This window comes from Candidatus Binataceae bacterium, assembly GCA_035294265.1.
Lineage (GTDB): Bacteria > Desulfobacterota > Binatia > Binatales > Binataceae > DATGLK01.
In genome coordinates this window covers 49,214-68,600 of the sequence record DATGLK010000103.1, presented here as the reverse complement: position 1 = coordinate 68,600, position 19,387 = coordinate 49,214, and the positions used below count along the sequence as shown (strand labels likewise).

At 61.4% G+C, this 19,387-nt stretch carries 16 protein-coding genes and 3 tRNA genes; 13 read left to right on the top strand and 6 right to left on the bottom strand.

Translation table 11 applies throughout. The annotated features are described in order from the left end of the window. Positions 1 to 59: 59 nt before the first annotated feature. Positions 60 to 605, top strand: coding sequence for a peptide deformylase (def, locus tag VKV28_16340; protein HLH78371.1), 546 nt, complete (start codon positions 60 to 62; stop codon positions 603 to 605). Positions 606 to 615: 10 nt separating this feature from the next. Here def and VKV28_16335 read toward each other — a convergent pair whose 3' ends face one another. The 5 genes from VKV28_16335 to meaB form a co-directional block, all read right to left on the bottom strand. After that, positions 616 to 915 carry a hypothetical protein gene (locus VKV28_16335; protein HLH78370.1) on the bottom strand — a complete coding sequence of 100 codons (300 nt, stop codon included), beginning with the start codon at positions 913 to 915 and terminating at the stop codon, positions 616 to 618. A gap of 92 nt (positions 916 to 1,007) precedes the next feature. Continuing rightward, a tRNA-OTHER gene (locus VKV28_16330) sits at positions 1,008 to 1,103 on the bottom strand. Positions 1,104 to 1,510: 407 nt separating this feature from the next. Continuing rightward, a tRNA-Met gene (locus VKV28_16325) sits at positions 1,511 to 1,587 on the bottom strand. Between the two features lie 143 nt (positions 1,588 to 1,730). Beyond that, entirely contained in the window at positions 1,731 to 2,459 is a 729-nt protein-coding gene (locus tag VKV28_16320) for a metallophosphoesterase family protein (GenBank protein ID HLH78369.1), read from the bottom strand. Beyond that, positions 2,452 to 3,492: a methylmalonyl Co-A mutase-associated GTPase MeaB gene (gene meaB / locus VKV28_16315; GenBank protein ID HLH78368.1), complete on the bottom strand. Its 1,041-nt coding sequence runs from the start codon at positions 3,490 to 3,492 to the stop codon at positions 2,452 to 2,454. The genes VKV28_16320 and meaB overlap by 8 nt, the downstream gene beginning before the upstream one ends. Positions 3,493 to 3,591: 99 nt before the next feature. Here meaB and VKV28_16310 point away from each other — a divergent pair, with 99 nt between their 5' ends. From VKV28_16310 to VKV28_16275, 8 genes are all read left to right on the top strand, one after another. After that, positions 3,592 to 3,978 carry a hypothetical protein gene (locus VKV28_16310; protein ID HLH78367.1) on the top strand — a complete coding sequence of 129 codons (387 nt, stop codon included), beginning with the start codon at positions 3,592 to 3,594 and terminating at the stop codon, positions 3,976 to 3,978. Continuing rightward, positions 3,975 to 4,844, top strand: a complete 870-nt coding sequence (gene ispE / locus VKV28_16305) for a 4-(cytidine 5'-diphospho)-2-C-methyl-D-erythritol kinase (GenBank protein HLH78366.1) — start codon at positions 3,975 to 3,977, stop codon at positions 4,842 to 4,844. Before VKV28_16310 ends, ispE begins: the two co-directional genes overlap by 4 nt. A gap of 209 nt (positions 4,845 to 5,053) precedes the next feature. Next, positions 5,054 to 5,129 (top strand) — tRNA-Gln (locus VKV28_16300). A 39-nt stretch (positions 5,130 to 5,168) separates the two neighbouring features. Beyond that, entirely contained in the window at positions 5,169 to 6,128 is a 960-nt protein-coding gene (locus VKV28_16295) for a ribose-phosphate pyrophosphokinase (protein ID HLH78365.1), read from the top strand. 29 nt (positions 6,129 to 6,157) lie between these two features. Then, the gene (locus VKV28_16290) at positions 6,158 to 6,817 is read left to right on the top strand and encodes a 50S ribosomal protein L25 (GenBank protein ID HLH78364.1); all 660 of its coding nucleotides are present in this window, start codon (positions 6,158 to 6,160) and stop codon (positions 6,815 to 6,817) included. Between the two features lie 114 nt (positions 6,818 to 6,931). Then, positions 6,932 to 10,426: a DNA polymerase III subunit alpha gene (gene dnaE / locus VKV28_16285; protein HLH78363.1), complete on the top strand. Its 3,495-nt coding sequence runs from the start codon at positions 6,932 to 6,934 to the stop codon at positions 10,424 to 10,426. A 14-nt stretch (positions 10,427 to 10,440) separates the two neighbouring features. Then, positions 10,441 to 11,739, top strand: a complete 1,299-nt coding sequence (gene hflX / locus VKV28_16280; GenBank protein HLH78362.1) for a GTPase HflX — start codon at positions 10,441 to 10,443, stop codon at positions 11,737 to 11,739. Positions 11,740 to 11,746: 7 nt separating this feature from the next. Continuing rightward, complete coding sequence (locus VKV28_16275; GenBank protein ID HLH78361.1) at positions 11,747 to 12,370, top strand: CDP-alcohol phosphatidyltransferase family protein; 624 nt, start codon at positions 11,747 to 11,749, stop codon at positions 12,368 to 12,370. A 221-nt stretch (positions 12,371 to 12,591) separates the two neighbouring features. On the opposite strand, the gene VKV28_16270 is transcribed toward VKV28_16275, so the two are convergent. Beyond that, positions 12,592 to 14,301, bottom strand: a complete 1,710-nt coding sequence (locus VKV28_16270) for a DUF6178 family protein (GenBank protein ID HLH78360.1) — start codon at positions 14,299 to 14,301, stop codon at positions 12,592 to 12,594. 305 nt (positions 14,302 to 14,606) lie between these two features. Here VKV28_16270 and thiD point away from each other — a divergent pair, with 305 nt between their 5' ends. The 4 genes from thiD to VKV28_16250 all read left to right on the top strand — a co-directional run bounded on the left by thiD (position 14,607) and on the right by VKV28_16250 (position 19,312). Then, the gene (gene thiD / locus VKV28_16265) at positions 14,607 to 15,473 is read left to right on the top strand and encodes a bifunctional hydroxymethylpyrimidine kinase/phosphomethylpyrimidine kinase (GenBank protein ID HLH78359.1); all 867 of its coding nucleotides are present in this window, start codon (positions 14,607 to 14,609) and stop codon (positions 15,471 to 15,473) included. A gap of 53 nt (positions 15,474 to 15,526) precedes the next feature. Next, positions 15,527 to 16,738, top strand: coding sequence for an FAD-binding oxidoreductase (locus VKV28_16260; GenBank protein ID HLH78358.1), 1,212 nt, complete (start codon positions 15,527 to 15,529; stop codon positions 16,736 to 16,738). Between the two features lie 48 nt (positions 16,739 to 16,786). Then, on the top strand, positions 16,787 to 17,743 hold the full coding sequence (locus VKV28_16255) for a MoxR family ATPase (protein ID HLH78357.1): 957 nt from the start codon (positions 16,787 to 16,789) through the stop codon (positions 17,741 to 17,743). 168 nt (positions 17,744 to 17,911) lie between these two features. Next, positions 17,912 to 19,312: a VWA domain-containing protein gene (locus VKV28_16250; protein HLH78356.1), complete on the top strand. Its 1,401-nt coding sequence runs from the start codon at positions 17,912 to 17,914 to the stop codon at positions 19,310 to 19,312. Positions 19,313 to 19,387: the final 75 nt, after the last annotated feature.

The following is a 19,387-nucleotide window of genomic DNA, read 5'->3' as shown; positions in this document are numbered from 1 at the left end:
AGCTTGAACATTGAGGGCTGCGGCGCCGACATCGAAAGCGCCGTCGAGGAGCTGGCGAGATGATTCTAAAGGTGGCGCGGCTAGGCCATCCGATCGTCCGAACACGAGCGCGCGAAGTTACCCACGAGGAGATTGCGGGAGCCGAGTTTCAAGCGCTGGTGGACTCCATGATCGAGACCATGCGCGAGTACAATGGAGTGGGGTTGGCCGCGACCCAGATCCATTTGTCGCTGCAACTAGCGGTGCTCGAAGTCAATGGCAATCCACGCTACCCGGAGGCCGAGGCCGTGCCGCTGACAGTCCTGGTCAACCCGCGCCTGACCATTTTAGATGACAGCCGAATAGTGGGTTGGGAGGGTTGCCTGAGTATTCCGGATTTGCGCGGAGCAGTTCCTCGGTACAAGCGGGTACGAGTGCAGGCGCTGGGGCGCAGAGGCGAAGAGCTGGACTTCGAAGCCAGTGATTTTCATGCCCGGGTGATCCAGCACGAGACCGATCATTTGCGTGGAGAGGTTTATCTCGACCGCCTGCCAGACATGCACTCGCTGAGCCATCTGGCAGAATTTCAGCGTTTCGTGGTGGATGCGCGGGCACGGCAGTCTTGAGCCTCAGGCGCTACTTGGGCGGATAGGGCGCGGGCAGGATATTAGGGACTTTGCCGGTGACCTTGGCCTGCGCCAGCGCTTTGGCCAAGCTGTCGTTGACCGCGGCCAGGCGGTTATTTTCCTTTTGTACCTGGGCCAGCGCCTGGTGGCTTACCTGGTCGTCATTCTGCAGCTTAGCCAGTTGTTGCTGTAGGTCGTGGATTTGGACAGCTTGCAGAATGAGCTGATTTTGTTGGGCGCGATAGGAGCGATAAGCGTAATAACAGCCAGCCGCCGCACCAATCAGGATGATCGCTAGAAGTACTTTCATCGGAGCTTGTCCCGTGGGCTGACGATAGCCTTAATCGGGGCCGTGCTCCAACCCTTTGATTGTCATTGTTGGGGAGCGCAACCGCAGTGGGCGGGAGGGGGCTGGGATCGAACCAGCATCTTCCGAGGGTAAGCAGGGGTAATGACCGCGGACCACTCGGTGCTCTTCCAATTTAAGCTACCCACTCCAGTGACGGCATGCGCAAAGCGATTAAAAGAGTGCCAGCGACTCGATTCATTCAAAGTACTCAGGGACGTCGGTTTCGGATTGGCTACAGTACCCGCTCTCCCCTGATAAAGCTGCCAGCCGGCACTAAAATCGTAGGCTTTGCCAACGGGCAGAACAATGGCCGTCAGCAGCTTTTTCGCTGGCAAAAAATAAGCAGGTATAGAAAGAAAAGCAATTTAGTTTAGTTATAGCCTGTGTTCGCTCGTTTTGCTGCTTGCCCGGATCAAAGACGCGCATGAATCGAGGTTAATGTTGTACGGACAATCGACAAAAAAATTGACTGCGTTCCACCTCGACGATATTGCCCAATGGAACCGGGGTGCTGGGCTCCTGCGGTCGGTCAAGCTCGACGCTTGGCGGCAATGGATGGTGGCGGCGGTAGGACTCGAACCTACGACTCCGCGGATATGAGCCGCGTGCTCTAACCAACTGAGCTACGCCGCCACTTCCAGAGCCGACAGATTAGCCGGTACAGGATGTGTAAGGAAGGGTCCGGTCGCGGTATGGGAAGCGGCGGCGCCAACGCAAGGCCGAGCTGATATGCCGGTATTCGCCGCTTCAGATACTGAGGAGCGCGACACCAGTACTTAGGCCAGGGTCAACCGATGGCGTTTAACCTTGAGGTTGCCGCGCGAGACTTGCAGACATTCCCCCTGGGTCAGTTCCAGGCAGGTAAGCTTACCGCCGTAGACCAAGCCGGTGTCGATGCCAATTTTGTAGGGTAGATCAAGCAGGACCTCGCGCACTGGGGTGTGACCGAAGAGCACGGTCAGGTCAAGGGTATGGGGGTTTAGGATAAACTCCTGGCGGATCCACATCAGGTCCTCGGGGTCCTGCTCGGCCAGCGAGTGCAACGGAGAAATCCCAGCGTGAACGAACAGAAAACGATCGTGCCGATAGCTGGTGGACAACTGGGACAGAAACTCGACGTGGGTGGCAGGCAGGCGGGCGCGAGTATCGTCCAAATCGGCTTCGTTCAAGCCGTAACTCTGCAGAGTGGTGAAGCCGCCGTTGATAAGAAAGGAATCGCCGTAGCGTCCGGGCAGACCGAGAAAAGACAGCATCATGTCCTCGTGGTTGCCCTTGAGAAAGACCGTGCGATGGGCGCCTTGAGCGAACTCCAGCAGGAGGTCGATAACTTGACGCGAAGCCGGTCCGCGGTCGATGTAATCGCCCATGAAAACCACGGTATCGGTGGCACAGGGGTCAGCCGCGCGCAGCACCGCCTGGAGCTCGTCGGGGCAGCCATGGATGTCGCCGATTGCGAACAGTCGGCCGCGGGCTTGAAGGCGATCGTCTGTGGCGGGCTTAGGCATGCCAATCGTTTGGACTCTCCTCGTTCGCGACTGCTTGCAGCAGTAGCCGAGCCGCGGCATAGGGATTGAGGCGGCCAACGCGGACCTGGTCGAGTAAGCCGCGAGCGCGAGCCCCGGCGAGCAGTTGCGTCACGTGGCGAGTGGAGGTTGCGCGGACTGCGGCGGAGAATTCCTCAGCGCAGCGTTCGTTGAAATCGCACGAGGTGGCGTGGCGAAGGAAGTCGCGATGGCGGTCGATCTCCTCCAATAGCGGTTCCAGGCCGAGGCCGTGGTTGGCCTGGGTCAAGAGCACAGGCGGTTGCCATGGCCGCGCCGGTCCCAGAGCTGCTTCGGCCAGCAATTCGGTACGCAAGCGCGCCGCGCCCTCGCGGTCAGCCTTGTTGACCACGAAGATGTCCGCGATTTCCAGCAAACCTGCTTTCATGACCTGAATGGCGTCTCCGCTTTCGGGGACCATCACCACCACGGTCGTCTCGGCAACGTCCATTATAGCCAGTTCGGTCTGGCCTACGCCCGCAGTCTCGATCAGAATACGATCGAAATTGAAACTTTGGAGCAGCCGAACGACTTCACGAGTGGCCAGGCTGAGGCCGCCGGGGGCGCCGCGTGTAGCCAAGCTGCGGATAAAGACGCCCTCGTCGCGATAATGATCGGTCATCCGCACTCGATCGCCCAGCAGAGCGCCGCCCGAAAAAGGGCTGCTCGGGTCGATGGCGAGAACCGCGACGCGCTGGTCGCCCCCGCGCATCGTCTGGATCAGTTGATTAATCAGCGTGGACTTGCCCGCACCCGGCGGTCCGGTGATGCCCACGACATGGCCGCGGCGAGCCGAGGGATATAGGCGCTCCATGCATTGCCCGACCCTGGGGTCCTGGTTTTCGATCAGCGTAATCAGGCGCGCCAAGGCGGATTTATCGCCGGCGCGAAAACGCCGCTCTAGTTCCTCAAGCGCAGGGGTGGCGAGTTGCGGGGATGGCGTCATGTTGGAGCTGGCCTGCGTGCCTATTGGCGCGCCTACAGCTATCGCCATCATAGACGCGGCGCTGCCCTGACGGCAACCGGCAAGCGGCGCGTTGAGTTATCGGCGGCGTGGATTTATGCTCGGGCCAGGCGCGGGCGGCGAACCTTTTGGATGAAGCTTCCGGACTTTTACGGCAATTGGCGGATAGTCACCGCCTTGGTCATGATGTTGCTGGGAATCGGTAACTGGCTGGTTGGGCTCAATGGAACCACCCAGTACCGGCGCAAGCTGGAGCTTTTGCAAGTTCGGCCGGCGACTGAACAGTATCGCAATTTCGACGAGCTGGATGCACGCAGTGATGATGCGGTGTTGGCGCCACTGATTCAAAATCGGCGCAACGTGTCGTACGCCGCGGCCCAGATGGATTTTTATCACGCGGTCTATCTGACCGGACGAATACTGTTTGCCGCCGGTGTGATCTTGGGGCTGCTAGCTTGCCTGGCGGCGATTCGGCATGACACCCGTCGAGCCGTGACCCAGCGGCTCGATCCCTCATGACCACCGCCGGGTTGACGGTCCTGGCGCCAGCCAAGATCAATCTGTTTTTGCGCGTGACGGGGCGGCGCCCGGACGGCTATCACGAATTGGACTCGGTCTTTTTGCCGATCGCGCTTTACGATGAGGTGGCGGTGCGCGTGAGCGCCGACCCTGGGCAAATCACGCTGCGCTGCGACTGGCCGCAGTTGCCACGCGATTCCAGCAACCTGGCGGTGCGGGCGGCCCAGCGTCTGTGCGGCGAGACCAAGCGGATAGGGGTCGAAATCGAACTGCGTAAGCGGATAGCGGTGGGCGCGGGGCTGGGCGGCGGTTCCAGCGATGCTGGCGCGGTACTGCGGCTGTTAGCCAAAATGCTGCCAGTGACCGCCACGCGGCTGGCCGAAGCGGCCGTGGCGGTGGGTGCGGACGTGCCGTTTTTTCTGGAGCCACGGCCGGCGCGAGTGGGCGGAATCGGGGAGTTGGTCGAGCCGCTGGGATGGGGGATGGAACTCGCCCTGGTGGTCGTGGTGCCGCCGTGCGAGGTTTCCACCCGCGAAATTTATGGGGCTTTGCGGCGCGAGCATTGGAGCGGAGCTGCGCCGGCCAGGCTGGAGCTAGAGCGAGGAGAATGGGCCAATTTATTGGTCAACGATTTGGAAGGGCCCGCTCTGGAGCGCTATCCGATCATCGGTGAACTTAAAGTGAAACTCAAAGAATGTGGGGCGCAGGGCGCTTTGATGTCGGGTAGTGGAGGGGCGGTCTTTGGCTTGTGCCGCGATCCGGAGCACGCAGAATTCGTGGCACAGCGAATGGCGAGGGTGGGGCACGGCATCCGCTGCTATGCAACGAAGGTGATCGAGCAGGCGCCGCCAATCAGCGCATGGTGATGGCGTAATAGCTCATAATTGACAACATCATTCCCTGTCCGTAACATCCCAACATTCCTTGATGAGTGGGACGGCACGGACGCCGCAAGGCAGCGCCACGGCGGGGTTAGCAACGGGTCGCGCAGAGCGGTCCAAAGGCGGTATCTTGGATCGAGTCGAAAGACCCTGGGCCCAACCGGGAACCGCAGTCGCGTAAAGATGTGGCATGCTGGGCGGTCGCCAAGCTGGTAAGGCACCAGGCTTTGGACCTGGCATTCGAAGGTTCGAATCCTTCCCGCCCAGCCACTTGTGAGGCAAGGACATTGAAGGGCTGCGGACAACATCATGCCTGAGCGGGCAAAGGACGAAATTCAAGTCTTCACCGGCAATTCCAACCCGGCGTTGGCGCGCGAGGTTTGCGAAGCGCTTGGGGTGCGACTGGGGGCGGCGGAAGTAGGCCGTTTTCCCGACGGCGAAGTGATGGTGGAGGTGCGCGAGAACGTGCGCGGGGGTGACGTGTTCGTCCTGCAATCGATCTGCGCTCCGCCCAACGACAATCTGATGGAGCTGCTGCTATTGATGGATGCCTTGCGGCGAGCCTCGGCCAAGCGGATCACCGCCGTGGTGCCCTATTTCGGCTACGCCCGCCAGGATCGCAAGGTAGCCCCGCGCGTCCCGATCAGTGCCAAAGTGGTGGCTGATGTATTGACTACGGCGGGCGCCTCGCGAGTGCTGACGGTAGATCTGCATGCCGGGCAGATCCAGGGCTTTTTCAACATTCCGGTGGACAATCTCTTTGCCATGCCGGTGCTGATAGGTTATCTGCGCAAGCGGCATGAGGGGCGGCGGATTACGGTGGTGTCGCCCGACGCAGGCGGAGTGGAGCGGGCACGGGCTTTCGCCGGGCGGCTCAATGCCAACCTGGCGATTATCGACAAGCGCCGGCGGCGGGCCAGCGAAGTGGCAGAGATGCAACTGGTGGGCGAGGTGCGTGATACCACCGCGATCCTGGTGGACGACATGATCGATACCGCCGGCACGGTCACCGAAGCGGCCAAAGTGGTAGTTGGGGCGGGCGCGGCCGAAGTGATCGTGGCCGCCACCCATTCGATTCTTTCGGATCCGGCTTGCGAGCGGCTCAACCACTCCGCGGTCGCTGAGGTGATTACCACCAACACGGTGCCGCTGCGGGCCAAGGTGCAGGCCGAGCTGCGCCACATCCGGGTGCTGTCGATCGCCGGTCTGCTGGCGGAAGCGCTGCGTCGGATTCATAATGAGGAATCGGTCAGCTCGCTGTTCAACTAATTTGGCGCCCAGGCGCCGAGCGGGAAGTTATGGAAACACTGGAACTGAATTGTGAGCCGCGCGCGCTTTCTACGCGCGGTGCGGTGCGCGAACTGCGCCGGCGGGGGCAAGTGCCGGGCGTTATGTACGGGCCCAAGCGCAGCCCCATCGCGCTCGCGGTGGCAGCGGCGGGGCTAAAGGCGGGAGCGTTGGGCAATACCAGCCAGCGGCTGCTGCGTTTGAAGTCGGCCTCCGCGGAATTGGACGGACGCCATGTGATCGTCAAGGAGGTCCAGCGCGACGCGCTGGCGGGACGGCTGCTGCACGCCGATTTTTATGAGGTCGATCTCAACGCCAAGATTCGGGTGCCGGTGCCGCTGCGTTTTTCAGGTCGCGCCAAGGGGGTGGTCGACGGCGGCATCCTGCAGCCGCTGGAGCGGAGTGTGGAGGTGGAATGTCTGCCGCTGGAGATCCCCGAGGCGGTAGAGGTGGATGTGACTGAAATCGGCATTCACGAGGCGATCCACGTCTCGGCACTCAAATTCGGTGCCAACATTCGGGCCTTGTACGACACCGATTACCCCATCGTAACGGTGTTGCCGCCGACGGTCGAAGCGGCACCCGCTCCGGCCGAGGCAGCAGCGGAAGCGGCCCCAGCCGAGGGTGCGCCCGCGGTGGCGGCCAGCGAGGCGCCGGTCAAGAAGGGTTAGGAGCAGGCCGCCCGCGATGGGGGCGAAGAACGATCGTGAAGTTGGGCCGCGCCACGGTAGGCGCGGCCGGCGTGTTATCGCGGACGAGGTGGCAGTGGCGCGGGAGGGGTGGCTATGAGTTTTGCCCATCTACATGTCCATACCCAGTACAGTCTGCTCGATGGTGCCAACAAGCTGGCGCCGCTGCTGGACTACGCCAAGCGCAGCGCGATGCCGGCAATGGCGATCACCGATCACGGCAACATGTTTGGGGCAGTAGAGTTCTACCGCAAGGCGGTGGAACGTGGGATCAAGCCGATCATCGGTTGCGAAGCGTACCTGGCGCCGGGCAAGCGCACCGACCGTACGCTTACCCCCAAGGCCGACGACGTCGATGGGGGTGGCAACTACCATCTCATCCTGCTGGTGCAAAACCGCCAGGGTTATCAGAACCTTTGCCGCCTGCTGACGGCGGCCTATCGCGAGGGCTTGTACTACAAGCCGCGCATCGACAAGGAAATTCTGGCCGAATGGTCGGAAGGGCTGATCGCGTTGTCAGGCTGCCTGTCGGGCGAATTGGCGCGCGCGTTGCGCGCCGGTCATACCGAGCGCGCGCTGGAAGTGGCGCGCTGGTACGCGCGGATTTTTCCGGGCCGTTTTTATATCGAGCTGCAAGATAACAAACTGCACGGCCCTTATAATGAAGCGTTACTTGAGATTGCGCGCCGAGTCGGTTTGCCCGTCGTAGCCACCAACGATTGCCACTACCTCCATCGTGAGGACGCTCGTGCCCACGAAGTCTTGCTGTGCATTCAGACCGGCAAGACCCTGGCCGACGAAAGTCGTTGGCGCTTCGACACCGACGAACTCTACGTCAAGACCCCGGCGGAGATGGCGGCGGCGTTTTCCGAGCTACCCGAGGCGCTTGCCAACAGCCTGGAGATCGCGCGGCAGGTGGATTTTGAATTCGAGTTTGGCAAGTTCCATTTTCCTCGCTACGAGGCTCCCGCCGAGCGGAATCTGGACGAGCTGTTGGAGGAGCGCACGCGCGAGGGACTGAAACGACGACTGCAAGCCATTAAAGCGCGGCGCGGCGCGGTGGACGAAGCTCCGTACTGGGCCCGACTGGAGCGCGAGTTGCCGGTGATTCGCGAGATGGGCTTCTCGGGCTATATGCTGATCGTCACGGACTTTATCGACTTCGCACGCAAGCGCGGGATACCGGTGGGGCCAGGGCGAGGCTCGGTGGTCGGCAGCCTGGTGTCTTATGCGCTGTACATCACGGAACTGGATCCGATCGAGCATAAGCTGTTGTTTGAGCGTTGGCTCAATCCGGGGCGCAAGTCGATGCCCGATATCGATGTGGATTTCTGTTTCGAACGGCGCGACCAGGTGATCGATTATGTGCGGGCCAAATACGGCGAGGATCGAGTGGCCCAGATCATCACGTTCGGCACGATCAAGGGCAAACAGGCGATTCGCGACGTGGGCCGGGTGCTGGGGCTTTCGTTCGCCGAGACCGATCGGATCGTCAAGCTTTATCCCGCGCCCAAGCAGGGGCGAGATTTCCCCTTGGAAGAGGCGTTAAAGATGGAGCCGCGGCTGCGCGAAGAGCGCGAGCGCCATCCCGAGCTGTTTGAGTTCGCCTTCAAACTAGAGGGGCTGCTGCGGCATGCCTCGCGCCATGCCGCCGGGGTAGTGATCGCCGATCGCCCGCTGGAAGAGATGGTTCCGCTGTACGCCGACAAGGAGCGCAGCGAAGGGGCGCCGGCGATCACCCAGTACTCGATGAAGTACATCGAGGACATCGGGCTTATCAAGTTTGACTTCCTGGCGCTCAAGAACCTGACGATGATTCGGGACACGCTGCAGCTGATCGTCGAGAACGGCAAGCCGGCGCTGGAGTTAGAGCGGATGCCGCTGGACGATCCCGACACCTATCGAGTTTTGGCGCGTGGCGACACGGTGGGCGTGTTCCAGATGGAGAGTTCGGGCTTTCGCCGCTTCCTGACTGACCTCAAGCCCTCCAATTTCGAGGACGTAATCGCCGCGATTTCACTGTTCCGACCCGGCACGCTGGACGCCGGAATGGTCGAGCCGTATATCGAGCGTAAACATGGCCGGGAGGCGGTCAAGTACCCGCATCCGCTGCTCGAGGAGGTGCTGAAGGACACCTACGGCGTGATCATCTATCAGGAACAGGTGATGCGGGTGGCGCAGGCGCTGGCGGGCTACAGTCTGGAGCAGGCCGACATTTTGCGCGCCGCGATGGGCAAAAAGAAAAAAGATGTGATGGAGCAGGAGCGCGCGCGCTTTATCGAGGGGGCACGCGCCAACGGTGTGGATGCGGCCACCGCGCAAAGCATTTTCGAACAGATCGAGACCTTCGCCTCCTACGGTTTCAACCGCTCGCACGCGGCGGCCTACGCCTTGACCACCTACACCACCGCTTACCTTAAAGCCCATTATCCGCAGGAATTCATGGCCGCCCTGACCTCGTTGGAAATGGACGACGTCGACAAGACCTACAAGAATATCGCGGCGTTGCGCGAAATGGGGATAAAGCTACTGCCTCCTGACGTCAACCAAAGCCGGCTCAAGTTCACGGTGGCGCCGGAGGGGATTCGGTTCGGGTTGGGCGCGATTCGCGGGGTGGGCCAGAAGGCGGCCGAGGCGATAATCGCGGCGCGCGAGGCGGGAGGGCCGTTCACCAGCTTGTCCGAGCTATGCGTGCGAGTTGATCCGCAGCAGGTCAATCGCAGGGTGTTGGAGGGGCTGGTCAAATGCGGGGCGTTCGATTCCACCGGCAGCGAACGGGCCGAGAGCGTGGCCGAGATCGACGAAGCTCTGCGGGCAGCCCAACGCCAGGGTGAGGCGGTTGCGGCCAACCAGATGGGGTTGTTCGGCAGTTTGCCGGTCAGTGCGCGGGCCCCACGTCATGCGGTGAAGCCGTGGACGGTCAAAGAGCGGCTGGCGGCGGAGAAAGAGGCGTTGGGCTTTTACGTCACCGGCCATCCGCTGGACAAGTACGAGCGTGACATTCGCCGCTTGACCGACCTTACCTGCGCAGATTTGGCCAGCGTACCCGATGGCAAGCAGGTCGCGGTGGTGGGCGTGGTGCAATCGCTCAAGCTCAAGAACAACAAGCAGGGCAAGCGCTACGCCACCTTCACCTTGGAAGACCTTCAAGGGGCGGTTGAGATTATCGCCTGGCCCGAGACTTATCAGCGCAACGAAGCGGCGATCCACTGCGGCGAGCCGGTAGTGGCACGCGGCAAGCTGGATATCGGCGAGGAGCGTGCACAAATCCTACTGGACGAGCTCAAACCCCTGACCCAGGCCCTGGCTGAGAGCGTGCGTGAGGTGCACATCCGAGCGCCCAAGGCGCGCCTGGAGAGCGCGGCCTCGCGCTCGGGGTTCCGCGCGCTGCTAGCGCGTCACGGCGGAGCCTGTCCGATATATCTGCATTTGGAGCTGGATGCGGTGCGGGAAGCGGTGTTTTTGCTTGGCAATGACTTTCGAGTCGCGCCGACCGAAAGCTTTGTCGGCGAAGTGGAACAGTTGCTGGCACCCGGCGCGGTGCAATTGCGCGGTCAACAAACTGGCTCCCCTTCGGTGGCACCGCTCTGATAGGATGCGACTGAGTGAACCTATCGTCTGAAGGAGGGTTTCTGCCCGACCAAGCATTAGCAAGAGGCCACGAACGGGCCATTTTGGTGGGCGTGGCGGTGGCAGGTGATGCTCGCGGCGCAGCCCAGGATTTGCTGTTGGAACTGGGTGAACTGGCGCAAAGCGCTGGTGCGACAGTGGCAGGAAAGCTGTTTCAGAGCCTCAAGGAGATCGATCCACGCACCCTGATCGGCGCCGGCAAGGTGAGGGAATTGCGCGACTTGGCCAACGAGCGCGCAGCTAACCTGGTAATATTCGATCAGAGCCTCTCCCCGGCCCAGGCGCGCAACCTGGAGCGCGAACTCAATGTGCGTGTGATAGATCGCACGCAGCTAATCTTGGATATTTTCGCGCAAAGGGCGCGCACTCAGGCGGGCAAGCTACAAGTCGAAGTTGCTCAACTGAGCTATCTGCAGCCTCGCTTGACGCGGCAATGGACCCATCTGTCGCGATTAGGTGGGGGCGCGATCGGCAGTCGCGGACCGGGCGAGACCCAGCTGGAAATAGATCGACGCCGGTTGAGCGAGCGGCTGGTGCGCTTGCGCCGACGACTGAAGGAAGTAGCGCGGACCCGTGCCTTGCAGCGTCAACGCCGCCTGGATGTGCCCTATCCCGCAGTGGCCCTGGTGGGTTACACCAACTCGGGCAAATCTACCTTGATGAATGCGCTTACGAGCGCGCAGGTCGAGGTCGCCAATCGGCCGTTCTCGACACTGGATCCGACCATTCGGCGTCTGAAACTCCCCGGCGGTAGCAGCGTGATGCTCAGCGATACCGTGGGCTTTGTCGATCGCCTGCCCCATCTGCTGATCGAGGCCTTCAAGGCCACCCTGGAAGAAGTGCGCACGGCCAATCTGCTGCTTCACGTGGTGGATGGCAATTCGCCGCGCCTAAGCGAGCAGATTGAGGTGGTCGAAGGGGTGCTCGATGAGATCGGGGCGGGTACGACCCCGCGTCTGATGGTTTTCAACAAGGCCGACTTGGGAGCGGTTACGACGCCGTGGCTGTACCGGGAGCAGGCGGTTTCGATCAGCGCGCTGAGCGGGCAGGGGATTGACGATCTGCGAGCGTTGGTGGCGAGATTCTTCACCCGCTTGAGCGAGGAAGTAGAGGTGACGCTACCTGTCAGTCGAGGCGATCTGGTGGCGGCAGCACGCCGTGAAGGCAAGGTGCTGAGCGAAGAGTATGACGCCACGGGAGTGCGGATGCGGGCGCTGGTCACCCATTCGATGGCCGGGCGGCTGCGCAAGGCGGCGGGTCAGGCGGCAAGCTAGGAGGAGCGTGACTTCCAAGGCTCCATTGGTGCGCGCACAAGCCACGGCCGGCGGAGTAGCGCTAAGCCGCAAGTTGCTGAATCTACCCAACTTCCTGACCTTTTGCAGGATTCTGGCTATTCCCTTCTTCCTGGCTCTGTTGGAAAAGCGACGCTTGGAAGCGGCACTGATCCTGTTTCTGGCAGCTGCACTGACCGATGGCCTAGACGGGACCCTGGCGCGTTGGGGCGGCTCGCGTACCGAGCTGGGTGCCTTTCTTGATCCCTTTGCAGACAAGCTCCTACTCCTCAGCTCCTTTGTGGTACTGGCGATCGAACGGTTGATTCCGGGCTGGTTGCTTGGTGCCGTGGTCTTGCGCGACGTTGTGGTGGTCTTCGGCTATCTGATGGTCGCGTTTTTCATTGGAGAGCGCATTCCGGTACGGCCCAGCTATGCGGGCAAAATATGCACGGTGCTGGAATTGGGTTGTATCGTGGCGGCTCTGCTAGAATGGCCGCTGAGTGCACATCACCGGGTGCCCTGGCATGTTTTGATTTATGCCACGGTCTGCATGACCGCGCTCTCGGGCTTGCAGTACGTCTATCGCGGGCTGAGTATCCTTAACAGCCGCGAGCCGCAGATGTTTTCCTAACGCCGGCCGCCGAAAAAATCTTCACAAGCAGTTGTGAAAACTGCGGTTGGCTTAGATCGGACGCCGCTTGACGTAATCGATTGGCGTCGAAGATTTTGTATTCCTAGCCCACTCTAGTGCAGAGCGGGCAATCGCCGCTCGCTGAATTTGGCAACCGGCGTGACGCGTAAGCAACAAGGATGCCGCCGCTGCGCTTGGCGCCGCGCTTGTCGGGGCCACATTCAGTCCTGACGGAGCAAAAGAGCGCGGATAAAGCGTGGGTCTGGCGGCGTGGCGGCGGGTAATTCGGTTAACTCGTCCTCGAGCAGGCTCAAACAGGAATTGATGTAGGGTGCGCTGCGCTTAGCGGTGGCGGCGTCGAGATGGGCGGTCACACTTTCGTTAACCAGGGCGCGAAAGCCGGCTGCCAGGTGGGCGGGCTGATCACCGGTCATAATCCGGTTACGCACCACACCCAAGCGGGAGGCGAGGATGGGTTGGGGTGACAGGCGGCCGTCCAAGGCCTGATTGACCAAGGCGGTGAGCAGGAGTTGGCTCAGCCGGATGTCGCGGCCGGCGGTTTGAGCGCGAAAATTGGCCGCGGCGAGGTCGACCGCGAGCAGCCGGGAGAAGAGCGCGGGGAGCTGTTCGAGCTGTTCCAGGATACCGTGAGCAGTATGTAGATCGCGCATGTCGCGGAAGTCGCGCAGCACGACCGCGCCCTCGCCGTCGAGCCCCGAGAAGTAGAGCGGAGCAGGCCGCAGAAAACCTTCCAGCGCCTCGCGGTAGGGGGAATCCAGATACGGCACGCTGGTGATTTTGCCGGGAGTCAGGCCCAAGGCGCGCAGCAAAGCCTCGGCACGCTTGCGCAGGTCGATAGTAAGGCTGAGCCCCAGGCGGAAGAGCAGATGGAGATGGGTATTGCGCAGGTAGTCGATCGCGGTGCGCAAATCACCGCCGGCTAGGTGTTCGAGGCTGAGATTGAGATAATGGTGAGTGGATTCGACTGCCAGGCGCACCGCCTCGGCGTCGCCGAAGTCGATATTGCGGGCGACCAGCACCTGGTTGGTGACCAGCGCGATTTCGGTGCGGATCTGGCGCTTGCCCTGAGCGGCGAAGCCAGCCGTCAGAGCGGCGTTGAAGAGCGACCCATCGGCAGTGCCGGGCGCCACCATCGCGGTGTCCAAGGCCTCGGACTCCAAGGTGTCGCCCTCGCGATCGGGTGGGGCGTAGTCATGTCGTAAGCGCTCGAACTGGGCCGGGTCGATGTAGGCGAAGACGCGCTGGGCCTCGAAAAAATCGGGAAAGCCGCGGTCGTTGAGGCGGGCGCGGCGGAACTGATAGGCCTGTTCTTCCAGTTCGGCGTCAATACCCCAGTAAACTTCGTCCAACAGATTGCTGAAGTAATCGTAGTCGCGCTCGAAGGCCTCTTCGAGAAATTCCTGAAGCAGAGGTAGGATGTTGTCGTGGCGGATAAATTCCACCGCGTATTGCTCGTCGAAGCGTACTACTTGCTCAGAGGGAAGATCGAATTCGCTACGGTTTTCGTCGAGGCGATGGACCCGCAAATAGCGGCGCAGAAGCAGTGCCACCAGCTCCAGATCCAGTTCCATCACGGCTTCGGCCAGATGACGGCGGCCGCCCTCGGCCATCGCTTCGATCCATTCGCGCATGCGGGCGAAATTAACCCGGTCCTTGTTCCAGCAGTCGAGATCGAACAGGCCTTTGACCTGCTCGGGCGCGGCCAAGCCAAGCAGATCGCCGGCATCGGCGCTGCCAATTTCCTTGAGCGTATAGAAAAGCGTTTCGGGGGCGAAGGAGCGCACCAGCTGCTCGGCTTCGGGCGCTGACAGAATGAGGTCGCGCTTGTGGCGAGCGGGCAAGCCGTAGAGAAAATCCAGCTTGTCCTGGAAGGGCAGGTGAAGAAATTCCGATTCGCCGCGTATCGACATAAACCATCCACACCGCGCCCGCGGTAGGCCAGTTGGTAGCAGCCAAACTCTTCGTGGCCCGCATTCCTCCTAATCCACCCCGGTCAGGGCAAAAAGATAAGGAGGAAGAAGCCATTTTGCAGGTCGAGAGCCCCACGCCAAGGGGCGCTTTCAAGCGTACGGTCGCCCCGGACGGGGTTTCTCGGCATCCTGTGAGGGCAAGATACGCTCGCGCTCCGAACCTGATCAAGTCAACCTTGCAACTTCTCAAGACATCAAAACACTTGACAGCCGCATCGGCAATCAGACGCACCGAGCGGGAAAACATGATAAATTTACGTGATGACGCCTTGGGAAAAATGTCGCCGATGAGCGCCAGCCCGACCCGCCTGCCTCGAACTTGCGTACTTAGTATCGCCGGAAGCGATCCGAGCGCGGGGGGCGGCGCCCAGGCGGATCTAAAAACCCTGAGCTCGCTTGCAGTCTATGGCTTGTCGGTAATTACTCTGATCACAGCCCAGGATAGTGATCGGGTCTATACTTGGGCATCGGTTGAGCCGCAGTTGGTTAGGGCTCAGATAGAAGCCGCGGTTGGACAGTGTGCCGTGAGTGCAGTCAAACTCGGTGCCTTGGGTAATGCGGCGGTAGTCGAGGTGGTGGCGCGCGCGCTGGAGGAACAAGCGCTGGGGCCGATCGTCCTAGATCCGGTGCTGGTCTCGAGCAGCGGGATGCGGCTTAGCGAACCCGCAGGCGAAACCATTATGCGCGAGCGCCTGCTGCCACTGACGACGATCCTTACGCCCAATCTCGCCGAAGCCGAGTTGCTCAGCGCAGTGCCGGTGAGTGACATGGCAGGAATGCGCCGGGCGGCGCGGGTGCTTCATGAGATGGGGCCACACGCAATCGTGATCAAGGGGGGCCATCTGGGGGGCGAGCAGCCTGCGCTTGACCTGTACTTCGATGGCAAAAGCTTTCACGAGCTGAGTGCACTGCGGGTGCCAGGAGTCGATCCTCACGGTACGGGCTGCGCGTTTTCAGCGGCAATTGCGGCCTACCTGGCGCGCGGCGCGGATGGGTTGGAAGCGGTGCAGCAAGCTAAACAGTATATCAGTCGCGCGATCGCCTACAGCTTCTCCCTGGGCGGGCGGCGCGCGATGCTGGACCACGAGCGGGCCGGGCGCGAGCGGAGCTGAAGATCCGGCTCGGCGGACTGCGCCACGGCTAGCGGGCGTGATAGCCTGCAGGTATGGCCATCCGAGAGGAAGCTCTTATTGTCGGAGCGGGAATTATCGGCAGCGCGTTGGCGATGGCCTTGGGCGAACGGGGGATGAGCTGCTTGGTAATCGACGTCGATTTGGCGGGGCGGCTGAGCTCGAGCGAAAAAAACGCCGGTGGGGTGCGCGCGACTTGGTGGCAACCGGTCAATATCGCGCTGTGCCGGGCGTCGATCGAGTATTACGAAAAAATCGCGAGTGAGGTAGGTTTCCGGCAAAGGGGCTACCTGTGGCTGTACGACGAGCGGACCTTTAGCAAGGCGTGTGCGCATCTGACGCTACAGCGCGAGCTGGGCCATCCGATCCAGACCCTGACCGCGGCGCAGGTGACGCAGCGGGTACCGGAAATCGATCGAGTGGAGGGGATCGCGGGCGCGACCTTCTCGCCGCGTGACGGACTGATCAATTCCAACCTGTTGAAGGAGCATTACCGCGCGCGCTCGCGGGCTTTGGGAGCGCGCTACCTGGATCGGATGTTCGTGGAGAACATCGCGCTTGAAGGCGACGAGGTACGGGTTGAATGCTGGCAGGCAGCGCAGCCGCTGTCCGACGCTGATCTGAGTCGCTTGCTGGCGCCCCAGGGCAGGCCGCAGGAGCCGGCGGGGCGCAAAATTGAGTTGCGCGCCGAGCGGCTGATTATCGCAGCGGGTGCGTGGTCGCCCCAGCTTTTGAAGTTGTTGGGTGTGGAGACTCCCAGCGAAGCGGTGCGCCGCCAAGTCTGCCTGATTGATAATCGACTCACCGATTTGGCGGCGTACGGCATGATCGTGGATACCTCGGGCCTGTATTTTCACAACGAAGGAACCCATATTCTGGCCGGCTACTCGCCGCCTGAGGAACCGGCGGGCTACTCCTTTCGCTACGATGGCGAGGAGTTTTTTATGGGCGAGATCTGGCCGCGGCTGTACGCCCGCATGAGTTGCTGCGAACGGCTACGACATGTAGGCGGGTGGGCGGGCCTGTACGCCGTCAGTCCCGACCGCAGTGCGATTGTCGGCCCGGTCTGCGCACGGGTCTATGAGGCGCACTCGTTCAGCGGGCGCGGCGTGATGCAATCCTGGGGCGCGGCACAGGCGATAGCCGAACTAATCGTGCGTGGCAGTTACGGGGCGCTGGACGCAAGCGCGCTGACGCGTGCGCGCTTCACTTTAGGCCACTTGGTACCGGAGGAGCTCCACATATAGAATCGATGAGCCAGCCGGTCGGTTTACGCCAGGGAGCTGGGAGGGGCGATGTTCGGTTCCATCCAAGAAGTTATTGAACGCTTTGCCGGCGCCGGCTATATCGCCAGCGCTCGTTTGGCCACCGTGGTCTATTTGGCGGCAGGCTTGGAAAAACCGATTTTGGTCGAAGGTCCGGCCGGAGTAGGCAAGACCGAATTGGCCAAAGTGCTGGCGCGCGCGTTGGCCCGCCCGCTAATACGCCTGCAATGTTACGAGGGGCTGGATGAAAGCAAGGCTTTGTACGAATGGGAATACGCCAAGCAACTGCTCTACACTCAGATTCTTAAGGACAAGACCGGCGAGATTGTGGCCGGTGCGAGCGGGCTGGCCGAGGCGGTAGAGCGGATCGCGGCCCAGGACGAAGTATTCTTCTCCCCACACTTCATTGTGCCACGACCGCTTTTGCGGGCGGTGCGCTCTGAGCAGCCGGTGGTGCTGCTGATCGACGAGATTGACAAAGCCGACAGCGAGTTCGAGGCTTTTTTGCTCGAGCTACTGTCCGATTTTCAAGTCACCATACCAGAGCTGGGCACTCTGCGAGCGCGCCATATCCCCTTGGTGGTGCTGACTTCCAACAACGCGCGCGAAATGTCCGACGCGCTCAAGCGCCGCTGCCTGCACCTATATATCGACTTTCCCAGCGCCGAGCTGGAATTGCGCATCGTCAAGCTCAAGGCGCCGGGCGCGGCGGAGGGTTTGAGCCGGCAGGTGGTTCAGATGGTGCAGGGGCTACGTAAGCTGGAGCTCAAGAAGCTGCCGGGTATCAGCGAGACCCTGGATTGGATTCGCGCGCTGACCCTGCTCAATGTGAACTCTCTAGACGAAGGGCTGGTAGCGGAGACCCTCGATACGATCGTCAAGTACGAGGGGGACGTGCGCAAGGCCCAGCATGAACTCAAGTCTTACTTGGAGCGGGCGCGAGCGGGACGCAGCGAAGGTAGCGACGACAAGGATTTGCTCAACTAGAGGCCACGGAAAAAAAGTCCTCGCAGTCGGGTGCCCCTCTTATCTCCCTTTACGAAAGCAGAATGGGGAAAGCGGCCAGGTTTTATGCAAAGAGCTGTTTTAAGCAGCGTGACAATCCCGCCCAGAATGGCTGTTTCGACACCCTGTTGCTAGAGCGGCGGCGCTGCCATGGAAGACAAACTGGTTGAGTTTGCCGGTCTGCTGCGTCGCAATGGTGTCCGCGTCTCGGTGAGCGAGCTTATCGAAGCGGTCCGCGCTTGTGCGCTGGTGGGAGTTGGAGAGCGAGAGCTGTTCCGGGAGGCGCTGCGCGCCACGATGGTCAAGCGCGCGATTGATGAACCGCTATTCGACCAATTCTTTGAACTGTATTTTGGCGGGTTGGGTGGAGTCATCAAAAGTGCCGCGGAGGCGGCGCGGCCAGCTACGGCCCAAGGCGAGCGCGAGTTTCAGGAATTCCTGGAGCAGATTGAGCAACTGCTGGCTCGGTACCGCGCGGACCTGCCGGAGTTGGGATGGGCACTGTTGCGCGACGATAGCGGGCGGGTGGAAAAGCTGCTGCGCCAAGCAGTCACCCGCATCGCGCTGGAGCGCGCGGAAGGAGCGGATCAATTAGCGCATCTAGGGGCGGCGTTGTCCGGGGCGTTGGGAATCGAGCAGTTGCGTCTGGCGTTGGCGAGAATGGTGGCACGGTTGGAAGGGGTGGATGGGCGGGCGCAGTGGGAGGAATATGTCGGCCGGCGAATGCGGGCGCTAGAGGAAATAATCGGTCGCTACGTCAGCGGCGAATGGGCGCGGCGCGAGCCCCACGGCAGCGAGCGCTTGCGGCTACGGCAATTGGCCGAGAAAAGTTTCGCCTATCTGACCGACGAGGAGTTGGCGGAGATGAATGCCGCGGTTACCCGTCTGGCCCAACGCCTACGCAATGTGGTGGCGCTACGGCGACGGCGGGCGCGGCGAACACGTTTTGACAGTCAGCGCACCTTGCGGCGCAACCTAAGCCGGGGTGGGGTTCCTTTTGAGTTAGTGTTCAGCCGGCGTCGGCGCGAGCGGCCACAAATCGTGGTGCTGTGCGATATTTCGGACTCGGTGCGCAATGTCTCCCGTTTCATGTTGCATTTTGTCCACGCTCTGCAGGATCTCTATTCGCGGGTGCGTAGCTTTGTGTTTGTCGCGGAAATCGGCGAAGTCACCGCCTACTTTCGCGATCACCAACCGCAAGAGGCAATGGCGGCGGCGCTGAGCGGCGAGATCATCAATGTATACGCCCATTCCAACTTCGGGCGCGCATTCAAGCTCTTCGTGGAAGGGCATCTGGAGGCGATTACTCGCAAGACCACGGTGATCGTGCTGGGCGATGCGCGCAACAATTACAATGCCGTCAACGATTGGTGTTTGCGCGAGGTGCGCCGGCGCGCCCGCCAACTCATCTGGCTCAACCCGGAGAGCCACCATACCTGGGGCTTTGGCGACAGCGAGATGGCGCGCTATGGGCAATGGTGCGACGTGGTTCAGGAATGTCGTAATCTCAACCAGCTGTACCGCGTGGTCGACCGTTTAGTGGCCGCCTGAGCGCCGTTGGCACGTCCGCTTGGTTGACGGTCGGCGGAGGTTTGGTCCACAATGACGCTAGACTGGGAAGAGTGC